Genomic DNA, 22,143 nt, shown 5'->3' on the forward strand with positions numbered 1-22,143 from the left:
ACAAATACGGACACAGCCGCGCATTGGAACAGATTGGCAGCCCCGGAACCTTACCTGAACTTCGGCCGTCCGAATGTCCGTTGGGGGTCAAAAGCGCCGATTGGAAGGTCGACCAGTCACTTCCGATCTACCCCGATAAGCCGACGATTTCCGATCCCGCGCGGACTTCGCATTCGGGCTAAAAGCGGCTGTCGCATACCGTCTCTTGAACAGGAAGGAGACGCCGGCTTGCAAACGGCATCTCCTTGGTGCTGGAACGCGATGAAGGAGGGGAGATGCCGGGTCAAGACCTGATGAATGCGAGTAGGTCGGGGTTGAGGACATCCGCATGCGTGGTGAGCATGCCATGGGGATAGCCGGCATAAGTCTTCAGCGAGCCATTCTTAAGTAAATCGACCGCACGCGGCACTGAACTTGCGAACGGGACGACTTGATCAGCCTCGCCGTGCATCACCAGCACCGGCACGGTGATCTTCTTGAGGTCTTCGGTATAATCTTCGAGCCAAGAGTCGACGGTTGCGTAATGAGCGAGGGCACCGCCGGCCATGCCTTGGCGCCACCAATTCGCAATGATCGCCTCCGAAGGCTTCGCCCCTTCTTGGTTGTAGCCGTAGAACGGATTCTCAGGGACGAAACGGTAAAACTCCGACCGGTTGCCCAGCACGCCTGCCCGAATCGCTTCAAACCACTCCGGCGGTTGACCGGACGGGTTGTCCTTGCTCCGGTACATGTTCGGCGTCAGTGAAGCGACCAGCGACGCCTTCGCGACGCGATCCTGGTGCCGAGCGACATAGCGAGCCACCTCACCGCCGCCTGTGGAGTGGCCGATGTGGATCGCGTCGCGCAGGTTGAGATGCTCAGTCAAAGCCGCGAGGTCGGCAACCCAATGGTTCATGTCGTTGCCGGTGCCGGGCTGGTCGGACCGGCCGTGGCCGCGCCGGTCATGAGCGATGACCCTATACCCGTGATGAAGGAAGAACGTCATCTGGGCATCCCAATCGTCCGCTGTCAGCGGCCAACCATGGCTGAAAACGATCGGCTGACCCGATCCCCAATCCTTGTAGAAGATTTTTACGCCGTCTGTCGTCGTGATCTTGGGCATCGAGGTGCTCCATCTGCGCTATCGGATTTATTGAAAGGTTTGCGGACGGGTGTCTTAAGAAAGCAAGCGAGCCCGAGCTGATCAGGCCACAGATCGCGCCCCCTGGCTTTCCAAAAGACACGATGTTTAGCGGCCTCGCCGGCGGACCCTTGCCGTGGCAACCGATCGCCGACGCGTTGTCGGCGAATCCGGCGCGGCGCTATTCGCCGCTTTTGCGCATTCGCGCGCATTTCCCGCTAAATGAAGGAAACACTCTCGATCGCGCTGCAGAATTGTTGAGGCCATACCGAATTGCGATCACGCCGTGCCTATCGGCCTGGAGTGCTGGGATCACTTTGCTGAAGACGATACGAGGCTTCGGCGAAGACATTGTTCGTTGTCCTTTTCTTGGTTTGAAGACTACGAAACGGTAAATCCCTCTTTGGCTCCTGACCAAGACCTTGTAGGCTTCAAGCTATGCCTGGAAGACATACGAGGGATCATGGAGCTCCGGCACCTGCGCTATTTCGTTGCCGTCGCTGAAGAAGGCAGCCTGCTGAACGCCGCCGAGCGGCGACTGAACACCTCCCAGCCGTCGCTGAGCCGGCAAATTCGCGATCTAGAAGCCGAAGTCGGCGTCCAGCTATTGGAGCGCCAGGCGCGAGGCGTGACGCTGACGGCCGCCGGAAGGATATTTCTTGATCACGCGCGGCTGGCGCTGCTGCAGGTTGAGGCCGCAACGGAGGGTGCCCGGCAAACAGCGCAACCGCAACGGCCCGTCCTTTCGATGGGTTTTCTCGTCGGGCTGGAGGTGATGTGGCTCCCTCAGCTGCTGCGTATGCTGCGCGAGGAAGCACCCGATGTCGACGTGACGCTCAGTACGCAATCTTCGCCAGAACTCGCACTGGCATTGATGCGAGGAAAGCTGGACATCGCTTTCCTTCGTCCGGAAAAAGACAACGACGGCATCGTTTTCAAGATATTGGCAAAGGAGCCCTTAATTGCCGTGCTGCCGGCCGAACACCGCCTGGCATCACGGAAGAAGATTCGTCCGCAGGATCTCGCCTGCGAGGTCTATGTCAGCTCGGCAAGAACATCGCCGGTCTTGCAGGATGTCATACAGAACTACGCATCCCGAGTCGGCATTTCCCTCAAGGCGAAGTATGAAGGTGAGAACATATCATCGGCCATGTCGCTCGTGGCCTCCACGGGCGGAATCAGCCTCGTCCCACTCTATGCGCAGAACATGCTTGCACCGAACGTCGTCGCCAGAGCGCTTGAGGGCGGCACTCCAACGGTCGATTTGGCCTTGGGATACAATCGGGCGAATCCGTCGCCCTTGCTGCGTCGGCTTTTATCCCGCACGGATGAATTGGTCGCGAACGTCCAGAACCAGAGCATCATCCGATACGTTGAAGCTCAGTAACTGGCGACGGTAAACGTCCGCTTTGGGTCAAAAGCGCCATTCGACAGGTCGGCCAATCACTTCCGGTCCACCCCGATAAGCGGACTATCTCAAAGTCCGCCTGGACTTCGCAAAAGGGCCAATAGCCTACGTCGTAATCTGCCTTGTCGCTCTTTCCGGAAACCGCGCAGCTCGCTCATCCTGTACGGGATAGGCAGAATGGCTTCTGCACGGGAAATCGCGGCTCCTCAGCCTAACTCGGCTGGCAAAATACGCTACCGTCAAAATTGGTCTTTTTGGGTAAACAGACTAACGCGAGGCGCGGCAGTCGCCGGGAAGTAGTCGCTGGAAGCACAGTCTTCAGCTCATTGATCCATATCAATGGTTGGCCGATCAGCTCCCCCAACCTTATCTGGCGGCATGCATTATCGTGCGATGTCACGGCACGCACAGGCGATCGACACTTCGACCTTGTTGGGGGGGAGCCTCCAACGCACCACAACCGGGAGAGTGACCATGCTTGACTGCTTACTCAAGAACATCGCGCGCAGCGCCCGAAGCGCGCCGCGCAAGAAGACGCCGGGTTGGCACAAGCGGTCCTGCGCCGCACTGCTTGGAGCGACGTCGCTAATCTCATTGTCGCTCTCCGGGCCAACAAGCGCGCCCGCAGCGGCACAGCAGCAGAAGCCCAACATCCTCTTCATCATGGGCGATGACATTGGCTGGATGCAGCCGAGCATCTATCATCAGGGGCTCATGGTCGGGGAGACTCCGAACATCGACCGTATCGGGCAGGAAGGTGCGAAGTTCACGCACTATTATGCCGAACAGAGCTGCACGGCCGGGCGTACGGCCTTCATCACGGGCATGCAGCCGGTTCGCGTCGGCATGGTCTTGCCGGAGATTCCCGGCAGCCCATCCTATCTGCGGACAGGGACGCCGACACTTGCCAAGTTCCTGCTCGATCTCGGCTACACCACCGGCGAGTTCGGCAAGAACCATCTCGGCGACCACACCGAGTCGCTACCGGCCGCGCAAGGCTTCCAGGAGTACTGGGGCTATCTGTATCACCTCGACGCCATGCAAGGGGTGAGCTTCCCGGACATCAACAAGAGCCCGACCCTGCAGACCCTTGCACCGCCATGCAAGAATACACCAATCCCAGGCGTGGCCGAGGTCCCCGGCGCCGTGGATCCGAAAACCACGGTTTGCCTTACCCCGCCGCGGCCAATGCTTGCATGCAAGTCTTCGGATGGCACCGCAAAAAACATGACATGCAAGGATGAAGGCCCGCTGACCGTCGAGCGATCGAAGACCGTGGACGAGGAAATCTCGGCAAAGGTCGTTGACTTCATGGATCGTAACGACCCGAAGAAGACCAACAAGCCGTTCTTCGTCTGGTACAATCCGGCTCGCATGCATATAACGACCGTGTTGCCGGATAAGTATCTGTCCATGGTCGGCGAGCCCGGCGGCAAGGACTGGGGCGTCAACGAAGCCGGCATGAAGCAGATGGATGACAACATCGGCGTCGTGCTGAAGAAGCTCGAAGACATGGGCCAGCTCAACAACACGATCGTTGTGTTCACCACGGACAATGGCGCCGAGACCATCACCTACCCGGACGGTGGCACCACGCCGTTCAAGGGCGGCAAGCTGAGCACCTGGGAGGGCGGCATGCGCGCGCCGATGGTGATCCGCTGGCCCGGCGTCATCAAGCCCGGCACGATCAAGAACGAAATGTTTTCCGCGCTCGACTGGCTCCCGACCCTCGTCGAGATCGCCGGCGGGCCCAAGGGCGACGCACTGAAGCAACAGGTCGAAGCCGGCTATCCCAATATGGTCAAGACCACACTCGACGGTGTTAATCAGATCGACTATCTGAGCGGAAAGTCCGAGAAGTCGGCCCGCGACCACTTCTTGTATTACTCCGGCAAGGAGCCGTCGGCGGTCCGCTACAAGAACTGGAAGATGTACTTCGCGATGGTATCCGACAGCCCGGCGGGCTTCGTTTCCGGAGTGCAGCCCTACTCCTGGACCCAGGTCGTCAACATCAAACGCGATCCTTTCGAAACCTCTGTCGGTACGCAGCTGAAGACGCTGTTCGGCATGGGCGGCGCGATTGCATCTCCATCGACCGCCTATGTCTATGACTGGAACATGCTGCCGCTCGGCCAGCAGCTGTGGCTACGGCACCTCGAGACCTTCATCAAATTCCCGCCGCTGCAGGACCCGGCCAGCTACAACCTGGAACAGGTCATGCAGAAAGTGAGGGAAATGAGGACCGCCGGCCGCAGCGACTAGTTGCCTGCGACAAGTGTGGCATATCAAGCGGACGCCCCCATCGGGGCGTCCGCACCGCTACACGATCTATACGCCTGATGCAGACACCTCGACGAGGATCCACTTGGGCAGTGAAGGCAGGGGGCCCTAGCTCCCACGTCTGCTTTGGGTCAATCGCGTCGTCTTCACCGTCCGCTGATGACTTCTGGTCTACCCCGATGAACGGACATCTTCAGTGCCGTTCCCCATGTCTCAAACGTGCCACAGCCGGACTCGTGCAGTGCAGCAAATGGCTTTGCAGCGGACCCTACTTGTTCAGCCACACGTCCTCGTAACGATAGCCGTTATAAGAGCTGTTCACCATGATGGTGACGCCCTTGACATAGGGCTGCCAGCAGGTGCCGCTCCGGCTGTGGAAGATGATCGGGCGGGCGACGTCTTCCTGCAGCTTCTTGTCAATCTCCCACACCAGCTTCTTGCGCTTGTTGATGTCGGGTTCGGCCGATTGCTGGTCAAACAGCTTTTCGATCTCCCTATTGCAATAGCCGGTATAGTTGCGCTCCGAGCCGCAGGCATAATTCTCGTAGAAGGACTGGTCGGGATCATCCACCGCGTTGCCGGTCAGATTGAGGCCGAGCGAATAGTCCTTGCGCGCCACCTTCGGAAACCACTGCGCGGTATCGACGACGTCGAGCTCGGCGTCGATATAGATGCTTTTGATCTGGTCGATAAGGACAATCGCCGGGTCACGGTAGATGGGGATATTGCGCGTGGCAATCTTGATCTGCAGGCGCTTGTCAGGGCCGAAGGCCGCCTTCTGCATCAGTTTTCGCGCTTCGTCGCGGTTCTTTTCGATGTCGGGGCCGTAGCCCGGAATCGTCTCCAGCATTTCCTTGGGCATTGCCCACAAGCCCGCCGGACCCGGCTGCATGGTGCCGCCGATGTCGGCCTGACCCTCGAATTGGATCTGGATAAAAGCCTTGCGGTCGAGCGCCAGCGCCAGCGCGCGGCGCACGTCGATATTGTCAAAAAGGCGGATTGGACGAGTTGACGATGATGTTGGTGGAGACGTTGTTCGGTTCCAGCACGCATACCGCATTCGGCGCTTGCGATTTGACGTCCTTGAGCAGCGGGATGGTCACCTCGGTCGGGAACGTCATGTCGAACTTGCCGGAGATGAAGCCGAGGACCGCGGTCGAGCGGTTGGTGATGATGTTGAATTCGATGCCGTCGAGATACGGCAGCCCCTTCTTCCAGTAGTCGGGGTTGCGCGTCAGCTTGATCGATTCATTCGCCTTGAACTCGACGAACTTGAACGGGCCGGTGCCCACCGGCTTGGTGCGCATGTCGCCTGGCGACACGTGGCAGGGATAGACCGGCGTGTAGCCGGAGGCGAGCAGTCCCAGCAGCGAGGGCTGCGGCCGCTTCAGATTGAAGGAGGCTTCGTAGTCGCCGTTGGTTGTGACGTCATTGACCTGGTCGTACCAGGTCTTGCGCGGGTTCTGGCGGAACTTTTGCTGCGACTTGCCCATCAGCATGTCGAAGGTGCATTTGACGTCAGCCGACGTGAACGGCTTGCCGTCATGCCATTTGACGCCCTGCCGCAACTTGAAAGTCAGCGTCTTCTTGTCGGCGCTCCACGCCCAGCTTTCCGCGAGCTCGGGGCGGATGTTGTCCAAGCTGTTCTGCGCGATGTGCTGGTCATAGATGACCAGGTTGTTGAAGACGGGCATGAAGGGGATGTTGATCGAATTGGTCGCGCCCTCATGGATCGACGCGCTGCCGGGGCTGTCGCGGTGATAGATCCGGAAAATACCGCCTTGCTTCGGCTCGCCCGCGATCGCTATGCTGCCCAGCAGCAACAGGCACGACATCGCGGCAGCAAACGCGCGCCCGCTTCGCATGCTTCTCTCCCTGCACGGTTCGGCCCTTGCTTAATTCTTGCGCTGGCGTGCGCCCGATCTGCCCCTGCTGCATGCTGCGCGCTTGCCGCGTGCGGCCACGCGACAACAGTCCCCGCAAGAACCCAGATGAATTCCCGCCGCATTTGTCCCTTCCAAGGACCAGTGGGATGGGCAGTCTAGCACTTTGAGCGGTAATTGAGGGGCCCTTGCATAAAATCGTTGCGACAACCTTTACTGAGCCAATTTGAATAAGCTGAGTGTGAATTTCCGCCTTGGGTCAATCGCGTCGATTTGGCCGCAGGCCCGCGACGTCCGATAGAACGCTGACAGCAGACGCTGCTTCCCGAGTCCGCAATACCTGCCAGCTCGTGCCCGTTCGCGCGTTCATCCCGCGATTTTCAGCCGGCAATTTTGGTTGGAGGTTCTGACGTCGTCTTGGTGGCGCCGGATGACGAATTGAGTGATCTTGTTTTTCTACGGTCAACAGAACAACGCCGGCACAGGGGCCTTTCAACGTCGCAAAAATAGACCGAGCCCGTTGCCATCGAGATATTCTATCGTCAGTGCGCGGGCCGTACCATTGCCGGCCTGTTTGAATGTGATCGACGACAGCGAACCGTCGGTTTGATTCTCACTGGAAGGGCTAACCGAAAACACGTTACCGTCCCAGTGCGTCAGTACGCATGGTCTGTCCGAAACACCGATCTTCAGCTCCAAATGGCCACTTACCTCTGCGATCTCGGCATTGCCGAAATAAGGGTTGGCATAGGTACCGACATAGGATGAAAGCTTTGCCGCCGGCGCTGGAGTGGCGGGCGGTGACTTGCCGACAAGATCGCCCGTAGGCGCCACGAGCTCCGCCATCGCCGCTGTGTAGGCGGCAAACCAATCTCGCGTGACCATCCCGAACTGGACAAGGTCCGTGAAAGAGGCACCGAGGGCCTCCGCTGCGCCGTTCGGTTCCGCGTTAGTCAGCACGACAATCCCGACCCCCGCCGACGGGATCATTGCATAATGGGTCCCGGCCCCCAACGCGAAGGCACCGGAATGACTGATCATGATCCGGCCCGCCGGTGTAATTCCAACGCCGAATCCGTACCCGTATAAACTTGGCCTTGCGTCGACCGCGGAGGAGTGGGTCGAAATGACCTCGCCGGTCACGGCCGGAAGCAGCGCATCCCCTGGAATGATCTCGCCACCTTCGAATGTGCCGTGCTGCAGCACCAGAGCCATCCATCGGGCGAGATCATTCGCCGACGAACTGACGCCGCCCGCCGGCGATTGCGCGTCGGGTAAACGTTGATACTTCGGCTGGAAGCTCTCGCCAACCTTCACATGTCCGACAGCGCGGTTCGACTGCTTTTTGAAATCGGCAAACCGTGAGCTGGTCGCGGTCATGCCGAGTGGCCTGTAAAGAACATCCTCGGAAAGGCTTTCCCAGTCCTTGCCCGAGGCAGCAGCCACGGCCTCCGCCGCCGCCGTCAGGCCGAAATTCGTGTAGGCGTAAACGTTTCGGAAGCCGCGGAGCGGCAAGAGGCGCAGTCGTTCCAGCACGGTTCGCCGATCATAGCCGAGATCTTCCAGATCATCGCCAGCGTGTTCCGGCAAACCCGAGCGGTGGCTGAACATGTCGCCAATGGTGACATGCTGGGTGACCCACGGGTCCATCAACTTAAACCAAGGCAAATGTGTCACGAGGGGCGTGTTCCAGTTGACGATGCCCGCTCCAACCTGGTGGGCGACCACACTGGCCGCGAGGGACTTCGAAAGCGAAGCGATCTGAAACACGGTATCTGCGTCTATCGTCTGGCTCTCCCCCATTTTCCGGACGCCAAAACCCTTCGCGTAGACTGTCTTGCCGTCCCGCACCACCGCGACCGCCATCCCTGGTATGCCGCTCTTCTTCATAATGTCGGCGGCAAGAGCGTCGAGGCTAACGATCGCGCTGTCGATCTGGCCAGCGGATATAGGTACGCCGGCGGTCTGAGGTGGTGAGGTTTCCGCAAGGCTGGGCGTTAGCGCGCTAGCCCAGAGAAAATAGAAAGCAACCAACTCGGTGGCAACTGCCCTCTTTGTCAGACGAAGTGCCGCAACCGATTCCCGCCAGGTCATGCCGCACTCCGGTGTCGCAACGCTCCGATTAATGAGCAGCTCTCATTTCTGATGCCCATGGTTGTAGCGTAGTCGGTCTCGCTCTCAAAACAACCTGTAAGTGCGGATTGTTAAATGTCCAAATGGGTTGGACTCGGAAGCGCACGACGACAAAAGTTTTGGTCGGATTCTGCGCCATTACCTGACCTAAACCGGGCTGGGGACTGATTTGGCCGTACGGGTCGTGCTAAGTCGTCGACTGCGGAAACCTAAGTGCTCCGTGAGAGCCTAACCTGCGCAGAGTTGAGCTCCGGGTCTTCAGATTGCAGCGGAGAATGAATGATTGCTGGAGCAAGCTCAGTGAGGGGGAGCGCTGGGGGAGCTTGTGGTGGTTCAGTTGTGAACGGCGATCGGTCAATTCCTCCCTCTTCGTCACGATCTATTTGTTCGATGCGCACAAGAGCGGACCCTGGCCAGGCGCTGCGGACTCTTCGATCGGACCACAAACCGTTCATACTTTGCAAAATGTCATGCTCGATCACCCCACCTGCGGGATCAGTCGTGACCAAACGTACAAGTGGGGTATCGAGTGGGATTGTTGTGCACCAGCAAACTCAAAGTGAAATCTCGTTAGAAAACAACAGTTTCCGATATGATCCAAAATCACTGGGGTATTGGTCGGGGGTAGGTGCATCATGCTCAATCGTGACAAGCCTTGGCAAGCACACGGAGTTCTTGTCAGCAATCGACGAACCCACCAAATCACGGATTCCGAATCGATATCAACCTTGTCGCAACCGTTGTCGTCGCAACTCAGATCCGGTGCGTTTGTTTCGTGTGATCGACGATGGCACGGTTACTCACTCGCCTCTTCCATAAGGAGTGGTCTGGAGCGTCGGCAGACGATGAGGTTCCGGTTTTCCCAACGATCGAGTTCCTCGCGGGGATGGAGAACGGTCTTGCCGATTTTTAGGAACGATGGTCCAACTCTCATGGAGCGCCAGTTGCGTAAGGTGCCCTCGCTGACCTGGCCGCGGTAGCGTTCGATAACCTCGTTGAGCGTCAGGAACATTCGGTCGGACATGTCTGTCGTCCTTGTTCTCCGGACACTTCCGGCAGCAAGGCGAACGATCGTGTTCCGCGGTCTCGTCCTAGCCGCCGCGGAGGCCCAGGATTGAAAGATCACCCCCGTCTGATGCCGGGCACGAAAACTCGCCTAGCGTATCATCGAGAGGCTGGTGTTGTGGAGCGAGTTATTGACTGTCAACCGTTGAAGCGGATTAACCGAGGAGCCTCTTTCATCCGGAATTCGGCAGCATCTTCTGGAGTATTGCCTCGACCGAGTGCGGCGTAATCCCAAGTTCAACAAATCCAGGCACCTCCGGCGATGATACGGTGTCGATTTGCATCAGTTCCACTTGATTGCGCGTGAGGAGTGGACTCGGGAGTATTTCGGAGGCCCAAGCGAGTGCATGCCAAACGGCAAACGGGATTGGAATCAGTCGAGGCGCAAGTCCAGCTTGGTGCGCCACCGCTCTAAGAAACTCCTCGTAAGAGTAGACGCGAGGGCCGCCTAACTCGAAGATCGTTGAAGCTGTCTCCGCTCGCTGCATGGTCTGACCAATCGCCTCCGCAACATCCTCCACATAGGCCGGCTGCAATCTGGTCACGCCGCGGCCGAACATCGGATAGACTGGAAGCCGGCGGAGGAGTGTGAGGATGGTATTGAGAAACGCGTCGTCCGGTCCGAACATCACCGCCGGGCGGATGAAAAGTGCCTCGACGAACGCGGCCCGGACTGCCAGTTCGCCTTCGCCGCGCTTTCGGATGTAGCGGGATGGCGAAGCGGCGTCGGCGCCGATTCCTGAAACATGAATGAGCCGATCGACTCCGGCACGGTGTGCTTGAGCCGCTACTCGTTGGGCAGACTCGACGTGAGCGGAATGAAAAGTCTCCTGTCCGTGCTCAACGTAAAGGCTGACCGCATTTACAACGCCGTAGGCGCCGGCAAGCGCATCCGCGACTGACCGCTCGTCTTGAATATCCGCCTGGACGGATTGAAGCTGCGGATCATCAGGGCCAAACTGTCTGTCCCCCCGACCCGGGTGCCTTGACGCGATCCGAACGGGAAATCCGCGAGAGCGCAGATGCCGAACGATGCGGCGGCCGAGAAAGCCGGTTCCGCCGAACACGGTGACGGTGCGACCGTTCGTGGCCACCACGGTTCAATTTCGCCAGTTCATATCGTAGCTTCTCACTGCTTGAAGTCGAGGGACCTATCCGGGGCGATCAAGTAACCACTCGCCATGATGCTTTCACAGGCAGTCCCTTGAGTTTATCGGTGCTCAGAGAGACAGTGGCATAACTCCAGCCGAAGTGGATCTCAGGGTGATGGCTGTCGGTCTAGGCAAGCTCAGTAACTTCCTAAACAATGTCGAGCGCTTCCTGGAAATTGTGGAATCGAGCGGTCCTCTGATGCGGCGGTCCGCCGCCGTTAGCTATTGATTGTTTGCTGGTGCGCCCGGAAGCACGGCCGCCACACCTTCCGGATTGATGTTGAACGCCAAGAACACCAACGGCTCGTTGCCTGGGTTTCCCCATTGATGCACGACGGCGTAGGGTTCGTAGATCAAGGAACCTGGTCCCCTTGCTTCTGTCTTGCCGTCTACCGTGTTCGCCCCGGTGCCGGAAATGATAAAGTACAAAGCCGCGCCCGACCGATGGTGTGGCGGGTTGGAGGGCATCCCCGCCGGAAATGTGACTCGCGTGAGATTGAGATCATAACCGCCTGGCTTCAGGTCGGGGATCGGATTTGCTGTGCGATATAATTCTCTCACCGCGGCAGGTGCCGTCTGGGCAGGCCGACCCAGGTCCACAGCGGGAGTAAGGAAAAAGTGGAGGAACGTAGATGGCCCCGCGCTACCCGCCGCCAGAGTCGCGGTCTTTCCGCCGGCGACGAACAGCCCCTCGCCGGCGTTGAGCGTTTTGGTCTTGCCATCGAGCACGACCTCGGTCGATCCTGACATCTGGTAGAGGATGCCGTTGGCCGCCGAGACGGCGCTCTTCTCGTCCGGCTGAAGAGTGACGCTCACCGCTTTAAAGTGGAGCGGCACGTCCGTGACGGTCGGCAGTTTTGGTTGCGGCGACCACTGTTCGTGTAATTGCCGGTGGAGCGGGGGCGGTTTGCGCGGTCCCGGAGGCGGGAAGCGCCATCGCGCCGAGCAACAGTAGTCCGATTGTCCTGAACTGCATGATTGCCTCCCAGGTTCAGCGGATAGTCGGAACACCATACGCTCTCCGAGCGCCTCTTGGAATGGCAGGCTGCTTCGAGATGCTATTGGACTGAACCCGCGAGCAATAGCCCAGCGAAACTGAGTTCGTGGCCATCGGGGTCAATTAGGTGGAAGAAACGCTCACCCCATTCGGCATCGAGGGGCACGGTAGCTGGCTGGTATCCCGCTGCGAGTGCACGGTCGTAAAGTGCGTCAACATCGGCAACGTAGAAGATTACCCGCCCCACCAGGACCAGCGCCGCTCGGTAGGCTGGGTGATGAGGTTGAGATAGCTCGTTCCTGCTCGAAAGCTGGTGAATGACGAATCTTCGCCGCCATGCAGGACCTCAAACCCGAGCGCGCAGTAGAATCGGACTGCTCGTGACATTTCGTGGGTGCCCAGTGTGACCGCGCTAATCCCCTCGATCATGGACAGAACTCTCCTGTTTCATTTTCCAGGGTCGGCGTCGCGACCCTAACAGAAAGTCTGTTTAGCACTAAAGCGCATAGGCACTTCCTTCGAAAAGTCGCGATCGTCCGATCGATGACAAGATCGCGATTTTCACGTTTACGGCCGCCCTTCACAACGTGCCGACCTGATACTTCCCGGACGGCCGCTTGTCAGTGCTTAAATTGCAGAACGGATCAGTGATTTTGTACGGCATGATGTTCGCTTCCGCCGCGTCGGTTGTAGACGGCGAACACTCGGCCGCTCCTAATCGACGAACCAAGTCGGCGGCAAATTGATTCTCTATCTTAGACCGGCCCTATAGATACAAGAGCCGCGAACGGCCGTTCGCGGATCAACGCGTGCATTTGCGTTAGATCGTCGACGCGAAAGTGATCAGGTCGATACATCGGGCCACCTTAAGTCGGAGTTGGGCGATGGGACCAGAACCATTTGACGAGAGCAAGTGGTGCGAGACCGGAAAGCCGTCAAGCAGGCCATCCTCGAAGCCGATTGCGCCGAGGATCGCGACGCGGCTCGCCTCGCGACCCGATGCGCACGCAGCAACGAACCCATATCGCGTGTGGATCGCCGAGTATGCCGGTGCAGCATAACCAAGAGGTCGCGGCGAAAGCGCGGGCGCACCTTGATGGTCTTGCCGATCTCTACGCCACGCCGACCCGCGAGGCAGAACTGATCGCGATTTTTAAGGAAGCCACCCGTCTCGAGGCCGACTTCTGGGAAATGGGCTGGCGTGCGGGCCAACGTGTTGAGTAGTCACTGACTGCGTACCGCGGAGGAAAGCTAGCGAAAAGTGGTTGCCAGCATCTTGCGCGAGCGCGAGGTGGGCGGACCCTCGCAACATTCCCAAATTCAGGGAAAGTCACGTAGAGAGCGATCATGAGGCCTTGTGCCTGCGCAACGCAGGCATATGTGCAAGGTACTAGCACTCGGCAACCTTGAGTGCCAATTTCAAACAAAAACCAAACCCAGGAGGACCGCCATGAAATTCCGTCCGCTTCACGACCGCGTTGTGGTCAAGCGTATCGAAGCCGAAGAGAAGACCACTGGCGGCATCATCATTCCGGACACTGCCAAGGAAAAGCCCTCACAGGGCGAAATCACGGCGGTCGGCCCAGGCGGCCGCGACGAAGCCGGCAAGCTGATTCCGATCGATCTCAAGGTTGGCGACCGCGTGCTGTTCGGCAAATGGTCCGGCACCGAGGTCAAGCTCGATGGTCAGGAACTGCTGATCATGAAGGAAAGCGACATCATGGGCGTTCTCACCGACGTTCCCGCCGCCAAGAAGGCCGCTTAAGCGCTTTACCCGTTCCCTCATCCTGAGGAGCCGGCGCAGCCGACGTCTCGAAGGATGAGGCCCGCATTCAAATCTCATCCCTCAAGAACCCGCACAGTTGCGCGGCCTTTGGGATCTGACCAGTTGAAAACGGAGATCATTATGTCAGCGAAGGAAGTCAAATTCGGCGTCGATGCCCGCGATCGCATGCTGCGCGGCGTCGAAATTCTCAACAACGCGGTCAAGGTGACGCTCGGTCCGAAGGGCCGCAACGTCGTGCTCGACAAGTCGTTCGGCGCTCCCCGCATCACCAAGGACGGCGTCACCGTCGCCAAGGAAATCGAGCTTGAGGACAAGTTCGAGAACATGGGCGCACAGATGGTGCGCGAAGTGGCCTCCAAGGCAGCCGACGCAGCGGGCGACGGCACCACCACCGCGACCGTGCTGGCCGCAGCCATCGTGCGCGAAGGCGCCAAGTCGGTTGCCGCCGGCATGAACCCGATGGATCTGAAGCGCGGCATTGACCTGGCAGTGGACGCCGTGGTCGCCGACCTCGTCAAGAACTCCAAGAAGGTCACCTCGAACGAGGAGATCGCCCAGGTCGGCACCATCTCGGCCAACGGCGACGCTGAGATCGGCAAGTTCCTCTCCGATGCCATGAAGAAGGTCGGCAACGAGGGCGTCATCACGGTCGAGGAGGCCAAGTCGCTCGAGACCGAACTCGAGGTGGTCGAAGGCATGCAGTTCGACCGCGGCTACATCTCGCCCTACTTCGTCACCAACGCCGAGAAGATGCGCGTTGAAATGGACGATGCCTACATCCTGGTCTACGAGAAGAAGCTTTCCAGCCTGAACGAACTGCTTCCGCTCCTGGAAGCTATCGTGCAGACCGGCAAGCCGCTGGTTATCATCGCGGAAGACGTCGAAGGCGAAGCGCTTGCCACCCTCGTCGTCAACCGTCTGCGTGGCGGCCTGAAGGTTGCAGCCGTCAAGGCTCCGGGCTTCGGCGATCGCCGCAAGGCCATGCTGCAGGACATCGCGATCCTGACCGGCGGCCAGGCCATCTCGGAAGACCTCGGCATCAAGCTCGAGAACGTCACGCTGCAGATGCTTGGCCGCGCCAAGAAGGTGATAATCGACAAGGAGAACACCACGATCGTCAACGGCGCCGGCAAGAAGGCCGACATCGAGGCGCGCGTGGCGCAGATCAAGGCGCAGATCGAGGAAACCACCTCGGACTACGACCGCGAGAAGCTGCAGGAGCGTCTGGCCAAGCTCGCGGGTGGCGTCGCAGTGATCCGCGTCGGCGGCGCGACCGAAGTCGAGGTGAGGGAGCGCAAGGATCGCGTGGATGACGCGATGCATGCGACCCGCGCGGCTGTCGAGGAAGGTATCGTGCCGGGCGGCGGCGTCGCCCTGCTCCGTGCCTCCCAGCACCTCAAGGGGCTTCGCACCAAGAACGACGACCAGAAGACCGGCGTCGAGATCGTGCGCAAGGCGCTTTCCTATCCGGCCCGCCAGATCGCAATGAATGCGGGTGAAGACGGCTCCGTCATTGTCGGCAAGATCCTCGAGAAGGACCAGTACGCCTACGGCTTCGACTCGCAGACCGGCGAGTACGGCAACCTGGTCGGCAAAGGCATCATCGATCCGACCAAGGTGGTTCGCGTAGCGATCCAGAACGCGGCCTCCGTTGCGGCGCTGCTGATCACCACCGAAGCCATGGTGGCCGAGGTGCCGAAGAAGAACGCAGGCGCCGGCATACCTGCGGGTGGCGGCATGGGCGGCATGGGTGGTATGGATTTCTAAGTCCGACCGGGCAGCGCTCAAAAGAAAAAGAAAGGCCCGGCAGCTATGCCCGGCCTTTCTGCATTTTCGTGCGTTTGATCGCGGTTGCCCTGCTCAATTTGCCACACAGGTCGTAATACTGACGTCAGTAAATGGTCCGGATCGGCTTTCAGCGCGCGCTCGTACCAGGCCTGCGAGAATTTGTAGTCGCCGGGCTCGCGATAGGAATAGCCGATCAGATTGCCCACGTTCGGGGTGATCGTCGTGGCCAAGTGCCTTTAACTGCTCGCCTGCGTCTGGGACTGAGTTGAATTGCAGTAATGCTGCTTCCTTCGCCATGCCGGCCGACGCCAGGCGCCACCGTCCCGCAGTCTCGGGGCGGCTCACGATGGCCACGAACGATCCGAATTCGGCAGGATGCAAGCATCACAACGGCCGAACCAGCGATAGCGGTTGCGCGCGACCAAGTCATAGATCGCGTCGCGGATCATCCGTCGGATGAATTGGAAGATCCACGTCCACTGTAGAGTCAGGAACGAAAGTATCGGCTACATAGTTTTTATCGACCGAACCAAACCGGATAATAGTGTGCGTATAAATCCAGCCACCCGGCACTCTGAAACGAAACATGGTTTCGTCATACTGACCGGAGACATGATCTTTAAAGACTTCTTCGTGCGCGTGAAGCTTTTGCTTAGGCATGAACATCTTTCGAGTGCCGCGGCCAATAGCTACCAAAATCAACTGACTCGCCACGCTTCAAAGACAAAGCTGGGAGGCGGTTGACTTGCTCACCGTTCGACAGACGGCCGTTGTCCCTCTCCAAGACCGCTCTTGAGCGTACCGCAAAAGGTACGCACCGGCGATGTGGTGATGGATGCCTTCCAGTCGATCCATCCAGGTCGTCCATGGCAGCGGAGCTGAATTGCGCATGCCACTTCCGAACCACCACCTGGTCATAGTCGTAGTGCCGAAATCCGACTCGTGTGAGCGGCATGTCACAAGACCTTTTTCTTACGAAACATCCGCCATCTGTTCGCGGGGCAGATCTCAAGCCAGCCTATGAAATGCCGGCGGCAAAGGCTCGCGCACGAGTTCACTTAGATTTAGAACCTCGCCGCTTTCCGTGATGTCCGAGACCAGAACCTCGACAAAGGGATGCTGGCGGTTGGCCGCGGCGCCGCGCTGGTATTTCGCGCTCACGATCCGCTCAAGCGCCGCAAGGTTCAGCTTGCCAAGCGCGTTGTATTGACTGCGGAACAGACTTTGTCTTCCACCAAGGTGCTCAATCGACTCGGCCCAGACGTCCATCACCTTGCGGCCTATGAACGCTTCGACCGGTTCAGTTCCATCTCGGGCAAAAAGCCGCAACCCGTCCATGGCATGCGGTCCGTCATCGATGCGGAATTGTGTGAGCGACATGGAGTCCTCCTCTTGTTGGCGTACGTTCACACCACGACTCCTCGCGGAACGCGGCCTTCGCCCACCACGACGGTGCGGCGGCGCCTCAATGGCGCATCGCGCCGGACATCCGCTGCCGCGGCATCACCACTGGATAATGACCGCTCCGGCAATCATCAGACCGAGGAAAACCGGCACCATTACTGGAGGGACGATCCACTCATGCAGTTTGAATTTTGGGATGGTGGACACACTGACCTCCCTCTCTGTGGCGGGAGTACAGGTCTCTCAGTCACCGATAGCAGCCAAGGATGGACGGTGATCTTTGCAGCAGACGCCCTTTCTTGCACGATGTCGAGAGAAATCGCCAAGGCGATGGCTGTAAGCACCGTTTCTACTATAGCGACCGCGAATCTCGAAAAGCTTGCTATTGGGTGCCGAGTATCCATATGACCAATAGCGTCACCGGCTTCCTGCAAGAAGGCGTCCGGAGGCGCGACGCCTTAGCCACACAAATCGTAATCGACGAGATCGAGCAACGGCACGTCGCTCCGGCGTGCGCGTCACGCGTCAGGACAACCATGCCCATCGAACGCGCTTCCGTGCGGGCCATGCACAAGCCCTGGGGCGTCAGCGATCTCCAGCCATGGAGCGACATCGACGGCACTGGTGACGCCGTGGGCGAGCTGTGGTTCGAGCGAGCCGACAAGAACGCTCCTGTCCCTGCGCTGCTGCTCAAGCTGTTGTTCACAAGCGGGCCATTGTCCATCCAGGTCCATCCGGACGACACCTTCGCGCGCGCGATGGGGATGCCGAACGGCAAGAGCGAAGCATGGTACATCATCTCGGCGAAATCGGGCGCGCAGATCGGCATTGGTTTGAACCGCCGGGTAACGCCGCAGGAATTGCGGGCGTCGATCTCGAACCGCTCGATCGTTGAACTGGTTCAATGGCGTCCAGTTGCGAAAGGCGATGTCATCTTCATCCCTGCCGGCACAATCCACGCGCTCGGTGCCGGCATCGTGCTGGCCGAAATTCAGCAGCGCAGCGACACCACGTTCCGCCTGTTTGACTATGACAGACACCGTGAATTGCACATCAACAATGCGGTCGCCGTTGCCAACGCGTGGCCGCTTCCATCCCCAGCCAATCCGACCCGCCTCACGGATGAACGGACGGTTCTCGTAGCCAGCCGGCATTTCGTGCTCGAGCGCGTTGACCTGCACGAGGCTTCAAGCTGGGCACTGGTTGCGGAACCGGAGACGTGGATTCTTGTTCTCGACGGCCATGCGGCGATCGGATTGGCCACGGTATCAATCGGGCAGGTGGTATTCGTTGGCGGTGGTCGCAGCAGCATCGAGGTTGGCGCCAATGGGTTGACCGCCCTGATTGCGTATCCGGCGGCCCAGCCAATCGATTCGCTTTTACAGAGGCTTTGCGAGCTTTCGACCCCACTCGTTCAATCAGCCGCGCCCGCTGATCTGATCGCCCTCGCAAAGGCGCGTACGTGACGGCGCCCCGCAGGATTGCGCTGATCGGCAATTCGCTGCCTCGCCGCTGCGGCATTGCAACATTCACGACCGACCTGCTACGCGCGATCTCGAATTCAGGACCAAACCTGCAGGCCTGCGTCGTGGCGATGACCGACCGCGATCAGACCTATGACTATCCTGCGTCGGTCGTCCTGCAGATCAGAGACGACAACCTTCAGGAGTATGCCCGCGCCGCAGCTTCCCTGAACGCCGGTCGATTTGACGTCGTCTGCCTGCAGCACGAATTCGGGATTTTCGGCGGGGACGCCGGCGCCCACATCCTCGAATTGCTGACGCGCCTAACCATGCCGGTCGTCACCACACTGCACACCGTTCTGGCAAGCCCCAGCGCAATCCAGCGCACGGTAACCGAGCGAATCGTCGAGGCGTCCGCGAAGGTCGTCGTGATGGCCGACAAGGGCCGTGAGCTACTGCATTGCGTCTATCGGGTGCCGCACGAGAAGATCGAAGTCATTGCCCATGGCATCCCCGACTTTCCGTTTGTCGCGCCGGACACGGCAAAAGCAAGATTGGGATTCAGCGGCCGCTCCGTCATTCTGACATTCGGGCTGTTGTCGCCCAGCAAAGGCATCGAGGTCATGGTCGACGCCATGCCTTCGATCCTGAAACGACAACCGGATGCGGTCTATGTCGTGCTCGGCGCGACGCATCCCAACCTGGTTCGCGATCAAGGTGAAGCCTATCGCGAAAGCCTGACGGCACGCGTGCGCGAACTTGGCGTTGAAGATCACGTCGTATTTCTCAACCAGTTCGTTGATCAGGCCACGCTGCTCGAGTTCATCTCAATGTGCGATGTTTACGTCACGCCCTACCTCAACGAAGCGCAGATGACGTCGGGTACGCTGGCCTACAGCTTTGGCCTCCGCAAACCTGTCGTCTCGACACCCTATTGGCATGCGCGCGAGCTACTGGCCGATGGGCGCGGCATCCTCGTTTCCTTTGGGGATGCAGCGGGGATCGGCCACGAAATCGCTGAATTGCTCACCGACGCCCCCCGCCGGCAGGCGATGCGCAAGCGGGCCTATGCCACCAGCCGGTCGATGACATGGGAGCGCACCGCCGAGCGTTACATCACCACCTTCGAGCATGCGCGGCAGGGCCACCGGCTGAAGGTGATCGCGCGCGCCGCGCCTGAGGCGATCGCGCCGCTCAGCCCCGCGGGAGCGCCCGACATGCGATTGGAGCACTTTCTATCGATGTGCGACGATACCGGCCTGTTCCAGCACGCCGTGCATTCGGTACCCGATCGCGCGCACGGTTATTGCGTGGACGACAACGCCCGCGCGTTGCTATTGGCTTGCGCACTCAATGAACCGGGCGAGCAGCCCCTTCCGGAAATTCTGACGGGCTGCTTTGCAGCTTTCGGGCAGCATGCCTGGAATCCCGACACCAGACGATTTCGTAACTTCATGGGCTTCAACCGGACCTGGCTCGAGGACAGGGGGTCCGAGGACAGTCACGGGCGAACGTTGTGGGCCCTGGGCGGTTGCGCGCGTAAGGACGCCAGCGCGTCACGACGTCGCTGGGCCGCTACCCTGTTTGCCGAAGCACTACCTGCCGCGGCAGCGTTTCGTTCACCTCGCGCATGGGCCTTCACGTTGCTTGGTCTGGACGCCTATTGTGCGACAGCTCCCGATGATCTTCACGCCCGGGAAATCCGTCATCTTCTTGCTGGCAAGCTGATGTCCAGTCTGTTGTCGGTCGAGACGCCGGACTGGGTGTGGTTCGAGGAGGGCCTCGCTTACGACAATGCGCGCTTGCCTCAGGCTTTGGTCGCCACAGGTATGGCGACGCAAACACCCAGCTATGTCGAGGCCGGGCTAAGATCCCTGCGCTGGCTGACGACCCAACAGGGGGCAACGGGCCATTTCCGGCCGGTCGGCACCGCCGGGTTCGGCGATCGGCGAAAACCCCCTCGCGCGTTCGATCAACAGCCGTTGGAGGCAACAGCGACGATTGCGGCCTGCCTGACCGCGTGGCGCGCGGACGGCGATGCAGAATGGAAGACGCTCGCGACGAAGGTGTTCTGCTGGTTTCTCGGCAGCAACGATCTGTCGGTTGCGCTCGTCGATTCCGAGACTGGCAGTTGCCGCGACGGTCTGCACCCCGATCGTGCCAATGAAAATTGCGGGGGCGAGTCAGTCGTATCCTATCTCCTGGCGGTTGCCGATATCCGTCAGCTTGGGCGCGCTGATGTCAACCCAAAAAACCCGGTATCGCTTCGGGCCGTCGGCACCTGATCAGGTATGACTTGGGCGAACAGAGGAACTCCATTGCAAGCCACTTTTCTGAATCGGCAGGCACTTCATCTGCGTCCCGACCCCGCGCGCGTGATCGTGCGCCCGTTCAAGCCGGCTACCGAACCGCGCGATCTCAATCCGACCGACAAGACGCGCGCCAACCATATCGTCGAGCGCGTTCTTGCGCTCGACGCGAAGACAGCAGCGAGCCAACTGGCGGACGTGCTGGAGAACTTCCAGGACCGGCACCCCAACCTCCTGAAGACGTTTGAGCTCCGGGCCGACGAAATGGAAGAGGCGCTTACGCCGCACGGCACTTTCTCCGAAGTCCAGCGCCAGCTCGTCGGCGCCTATTTCTTGCATGAGTATTCGTTCGAAGCATCGGCGCTGTTCAATCCCAGCATCGTTCCGCACCCCGACCAGTCGGGAGCCCCGCCAGGCAGCCTGCGCTTCATTCTCAGCCTCCGTGCCGTCGGCGAAGGACATGTATCGTCTCTGACGTTTCGCGCTGGCACCATCGCGGCCGACGGCAGCATTACGGTCGATCCGACGGCCCGGCTCGCCTCGAGTCCCAGGATCGGATATCGGGCACCCGGACCGATCGGCGACGAAGTTGAGGTAATCTTCAGGCCGGAGCAGGATATCAGCGAACGCGTTATCTTTCCGGTTACGGAATCCCAGTCCAACGGCATCGAAGACGCCCGCTTCGTCGAATTCAGCGATGGCGGACGGACGACCTATTATGCAACCTATACCGCCTACAAGGGCACGGCGATTCGATCGGAATTGATCGAGACAAGTGACTTCCTATCATTTCGCATGTCACCCCTGCATGGTGCCGCCGCTCGCAACAAGGGCATGGCGCTGTTCCCGCGCAGGATCGACGACAAGTACGCTATGATCGCGCGACAGGATAACGAGAACCTCTATCTGGTCTATTCGGACGACCTGTACAGGTGGGAAGGCGGTCAGGCGATCCTGAAGCCGCAGTTTCCCTGGGAGTTTGTGCAGATCGGCAACTGCGGATCACCGATCGAACTGCAGGAAGGCTGGCTGCTGTTGACGCACGGTGTCGGCCCGGTCCGGAAATATTCGATTGGCGCCGTGCTGCTCGACAAGCGCGCCCCGTCCAGGGTGATGGCGCGTTCGAGCGAGCCATTGTTGCGGCCCGAACCAGGCGAACGCGAAGGATACGTTCCCAACGTGGTCTATACCTGCGGGGCGATGACCCACAACGATCAACTCATTCTGCCGTACGCCGTATCGGACACCTTCTCCAATTTCGCGACCATCAGGATTTCTGCACTGCTGCAGTCGATGTCCTGAATCCGAGATCGCACGGTGTGACCTGCGCGCTCACAAAGCGCCCCAAAGAGAGGT

Annotated in this window: 19 protein-coding genes and 2 pseudogenes; 9 read left to right on the forward strand and 12 right to left on the reverse strand. The window is 59.6% G+C overall.

Features of this window, described 5'->3' with window-relative positions; translation table 11 throughout:
- Positions 1-182: hypothetical protein (locus CWO89_RS46920; RefSeq protein ID WP_207234474.1), on the forward strand; the 182-nt coding region annotated here is incomplete at its 5' end.
- Positions 183-283: 101 nt separating this feature from the next.
- Here the strand turns inward: CWO89_RS46920 and CWO89_RS13300 are convergent.
- Positions 284-1,102, reverse strand: coding sequence for an alpha/beta fold hydrolase (locus CWO89_RS13300; RefSeq protein WP_130579088.1), 819 nt, complete (start codon positions 1,100-1,102; stop codon positions 284-286).
- A gap of 481 nt (positions 1,103-1,583) precedes the next feature.
- On the opposite strand from CWO89_RS13300, the gene CWO89_RS13305 reads away from it, so the two are divergent.
- On the forward strand, positions 1,584-2,507 hold the full coding sequence (locus tag CWO89_RS13305) for a LysR substrate-binding domain-containing protein (RefSeq protein ID WP_130579090.1): 924 nt from the start codon (positions 1,584-1,586) through the stop codon (positions 2,505-2,507).
- A 684-nt stretch (positions 2,508-3,191) separates the two neighbouring features.
- Entirely contained in the window at positions 3,192-4,790 is a 1,599-nt protein-coding gene (locus CWO89_RS13310) for an arylsulfatase (RefSeq protein ID WP_245476140.1), read from the forward strand.
- 286 nt (positions 4,791-5,076) lie between these two features.
- Here CWO89_RS13310 and CWO89_RS49105 read toward each other — a convergent pair.
- From CWO89_RS49105 to CWO89_RS49500, 8 genes and pseudogenes are all read right to left on the reverse strand, one after another.
- Positions 5,077-6,673 (reverse strand): annotated as a pseudogene (locus tag CWO89_RS49105) (ABC transporter substrate-binding protein).
- Between the two features lie 510 nt (positions 6,674-7,183).
- A complete protein-coding gene (locus tag CWO89_RS13320) occupies positions 7,184-8,785 on the reverse strand; it encodes a serine hydrolase (RefSeq protein ID WP_130579092.1) in 1,602 nt (533 codons plus the stop codon).
- An 835-nt stretch (positions 8,786-9,620) separates the two neighbouring features.
- A complete protein-coding gene (locus CWO89_RS13325) occupies positions 9,621-9,848 on the reverse strand; it encodes a helix-turn-helix domain-containing protein (RefSeq protein ID WP_130579094.1) in 228 nt (75 codons plus the stop codon).
- A gap of 214 nt (positions 9,849-10,062) precedes the next feature.
- Positions 10,063-10,986 (reverse strand): complex I NDUFA9 subunit family protein, encoded by a 924-nt coding sequence (locus CWO89_RS13330; RefSeq protein WP_130579096.1) that lies wholly within the window; start codon positions 10,984-10,986, stop codon positions 10,063-10,065.
- Between the two features lie 276 nt (positions 10,987-11,262).
- Complete coding sequence (locus CWO89_RS13335) at positions 11,263-11,877, reverse strand: cupin domain-containing protein (RefSeq protein WP_165421130.1); 615 nt, start codon at positions 11,875-11,877, stop codon at positions 11,263-11,265.
- A 221-nt stretch (positions 11,878-12,098) separates the two neighbouring features.
- Positions 12,099-12,284 carry a VOC family protein gene (locus CWO89_RS49110; protein ID WP_349644880.1) on the reverse strand — a complete coding sequence of 62 codons (186 nt, stop codon included), beginning with the start codon at positions 12,282-12,284 and terminating at the stop codon, positions 12,099-12,101.
- Positions 12,272-12,466, reverse strand: a complete 195-nt coding sequence (locus CWO89_RS47860) for a VOC family protein (protein WP_245476138.1) — start codon at positions 12,464-12,466, stop codon at positions 12,272-12,274. Before CWO89_RS47860 ends, CWO89_RS49110 begins: the two co-directional genes overlap by 13 nt.
- 326 nt (positions 12,467-12,792) lie before the next feature.
- Positions 12,793-12,894 carry an FMN-binding negative transcriptional regulator gene (locus CWO89_RS49500; RefSeq protein WP_130579100.1) on the reverse strand — a complete coding sequence of 34 codons (102 nt, stop codon included), beginning with the start codon at positions 12,892-12,894 and terminating at the stop codon, positions 12,793-12,795.
- Between the two features lie 114 nt (positions 12,895-13,008).
- Between CWO89_RS49500 and CWO89_RS13350 the strand changes: the two are divergent.
- From CWO89_RS13350 to groL, 3 genes and pseudogenes are all read left to right on the forward strand, one after another.
- Positions 13,009-13,261 (forward strand): annotated as a pseudogene (locus tag CWO89_RS13350) (thiaminase II/PqqC family protein); the annotation flags it as partial.
- A 226-nt stretch (positions 13,262-13,487) separates the two neighbouring features.
- Complete coding sequence (locus CWO89_RS13355) at positions 13,488-13,802, forward strand: co-chaperone GroES (protein WP_130579102.1); 315 nt, start codon at positions 13,488-13,490, stop codon at positions 13,800-13,802.
- Positions 13,803-13,943: 141 nt separating this feature from the next.
- Positions 13,944-15,590, forward strand: coding sequence for a chaperonin GroEL (gene groL / locus CWO89_RS13360; protein ID WP_130579104.1), 1,647 nt, complete (start codon positions 13,944-13,946; stop codon positions 15,588-15,590).
- 17 nt (positions 15,591-15,607) lie between these two features.
- Here groL and CWO89_RS13365 read toward each other — a convergent pair whose 3' ends face one another.
- From CWO89_RS13365 to CWO89_RS13380, 3 genes are all read right to left on the reverse strand, one after another.
- Positions 15,608-15,841, reverse strand: a complete 234-nt coding sequence (locus CWO89_RS13365; protein WP_463702638.1) for a hypothetical protein — start codon at positions 15,839-15,841, stop codon at positions 15,608-15,610.
- A gap of 196 nt (positions 15,842-16,037) precedes the next feature.
- Positions 16,038-16,271: a hypothetical protein gene (locus CWO89_RS13375; protein ID WP_130579108.1), complete on the reverse strand. Its 234-nt coding sequence runs from the start codon at positions 16,269-16,271 to the stop codon at positions 16,038-16,040.
- A 348-nt stretch (positions 16,272-16,619) separates the two neighbouring features.
- Complete coding sequence (locus tag CWO89_RS13380; protein WP_130227899.1) at positions 16,620-16,991, reverse strand: signal transduction histidine kinase; 372 nt, start codon at positions 16,989-16,991, stop codon at positions 16,620-16,622.
- 428 nt (positions 16,992-17,419) lie between these two features.
- Here CWO89_RS13380 and CWO89_RS13385 point away from each other — a divergent pair, with 428 nt between their 5' ends.
- From CWO89_RS13385 to CWO89_RS13395, 3 genes are read left to right on the forward strand one after another with little or no spacing between them, the layout of a single operon-like run.
- On the forward strand, positions 17,420-18,481 hold the full coding sequence (locus CWO89_RS13385) for a class I mannose-6-phosphate isomerase (protein WP_245476139.1): 1,062 nt from the start codon (positions 17,420-17,422) through the stop codon (positions 18,479-18,481).
- Entirely contained in the window at positions 18,478-20,763 is a 2,286-nt protein-coding gene (locus CWO89_RS13390) for a glycosyltransferase family 4 protein (RefSeq protein ID WP_130579110.1), read from the forward strand. The genes CWO89_RS13385 and CWO89_RS13390 overlap by 4 nt, the downstream gene beginning before the upstream one ends.
- 6 nt (positions 20,764-20,769) lie before the next feature.
- Positions 20,770-22,089 (forward strand): glycoside hydrolase family 130 protein, encoded by a 1,320-nt coding sequence (locus CWO89_RS13395; protein WP_130579112.1) that lies wholly within the window; start codon positions 20,770-20,772, stop codon positions 22,087-22,089.
- The last annotated feature ends 54 nt before the right edge of the window (positions 22,090-22,143 follow it).

It is taken from the genome of Bradyrhizobium sp. Leo170 (genome assembly GCF_004296405.1).
Classification (GTDB): Bacteria; Pseudomonadota; Alphaproteobacteria; order Rhizobiales; family Xanthobacteraceae; genus Bradyrhizobium.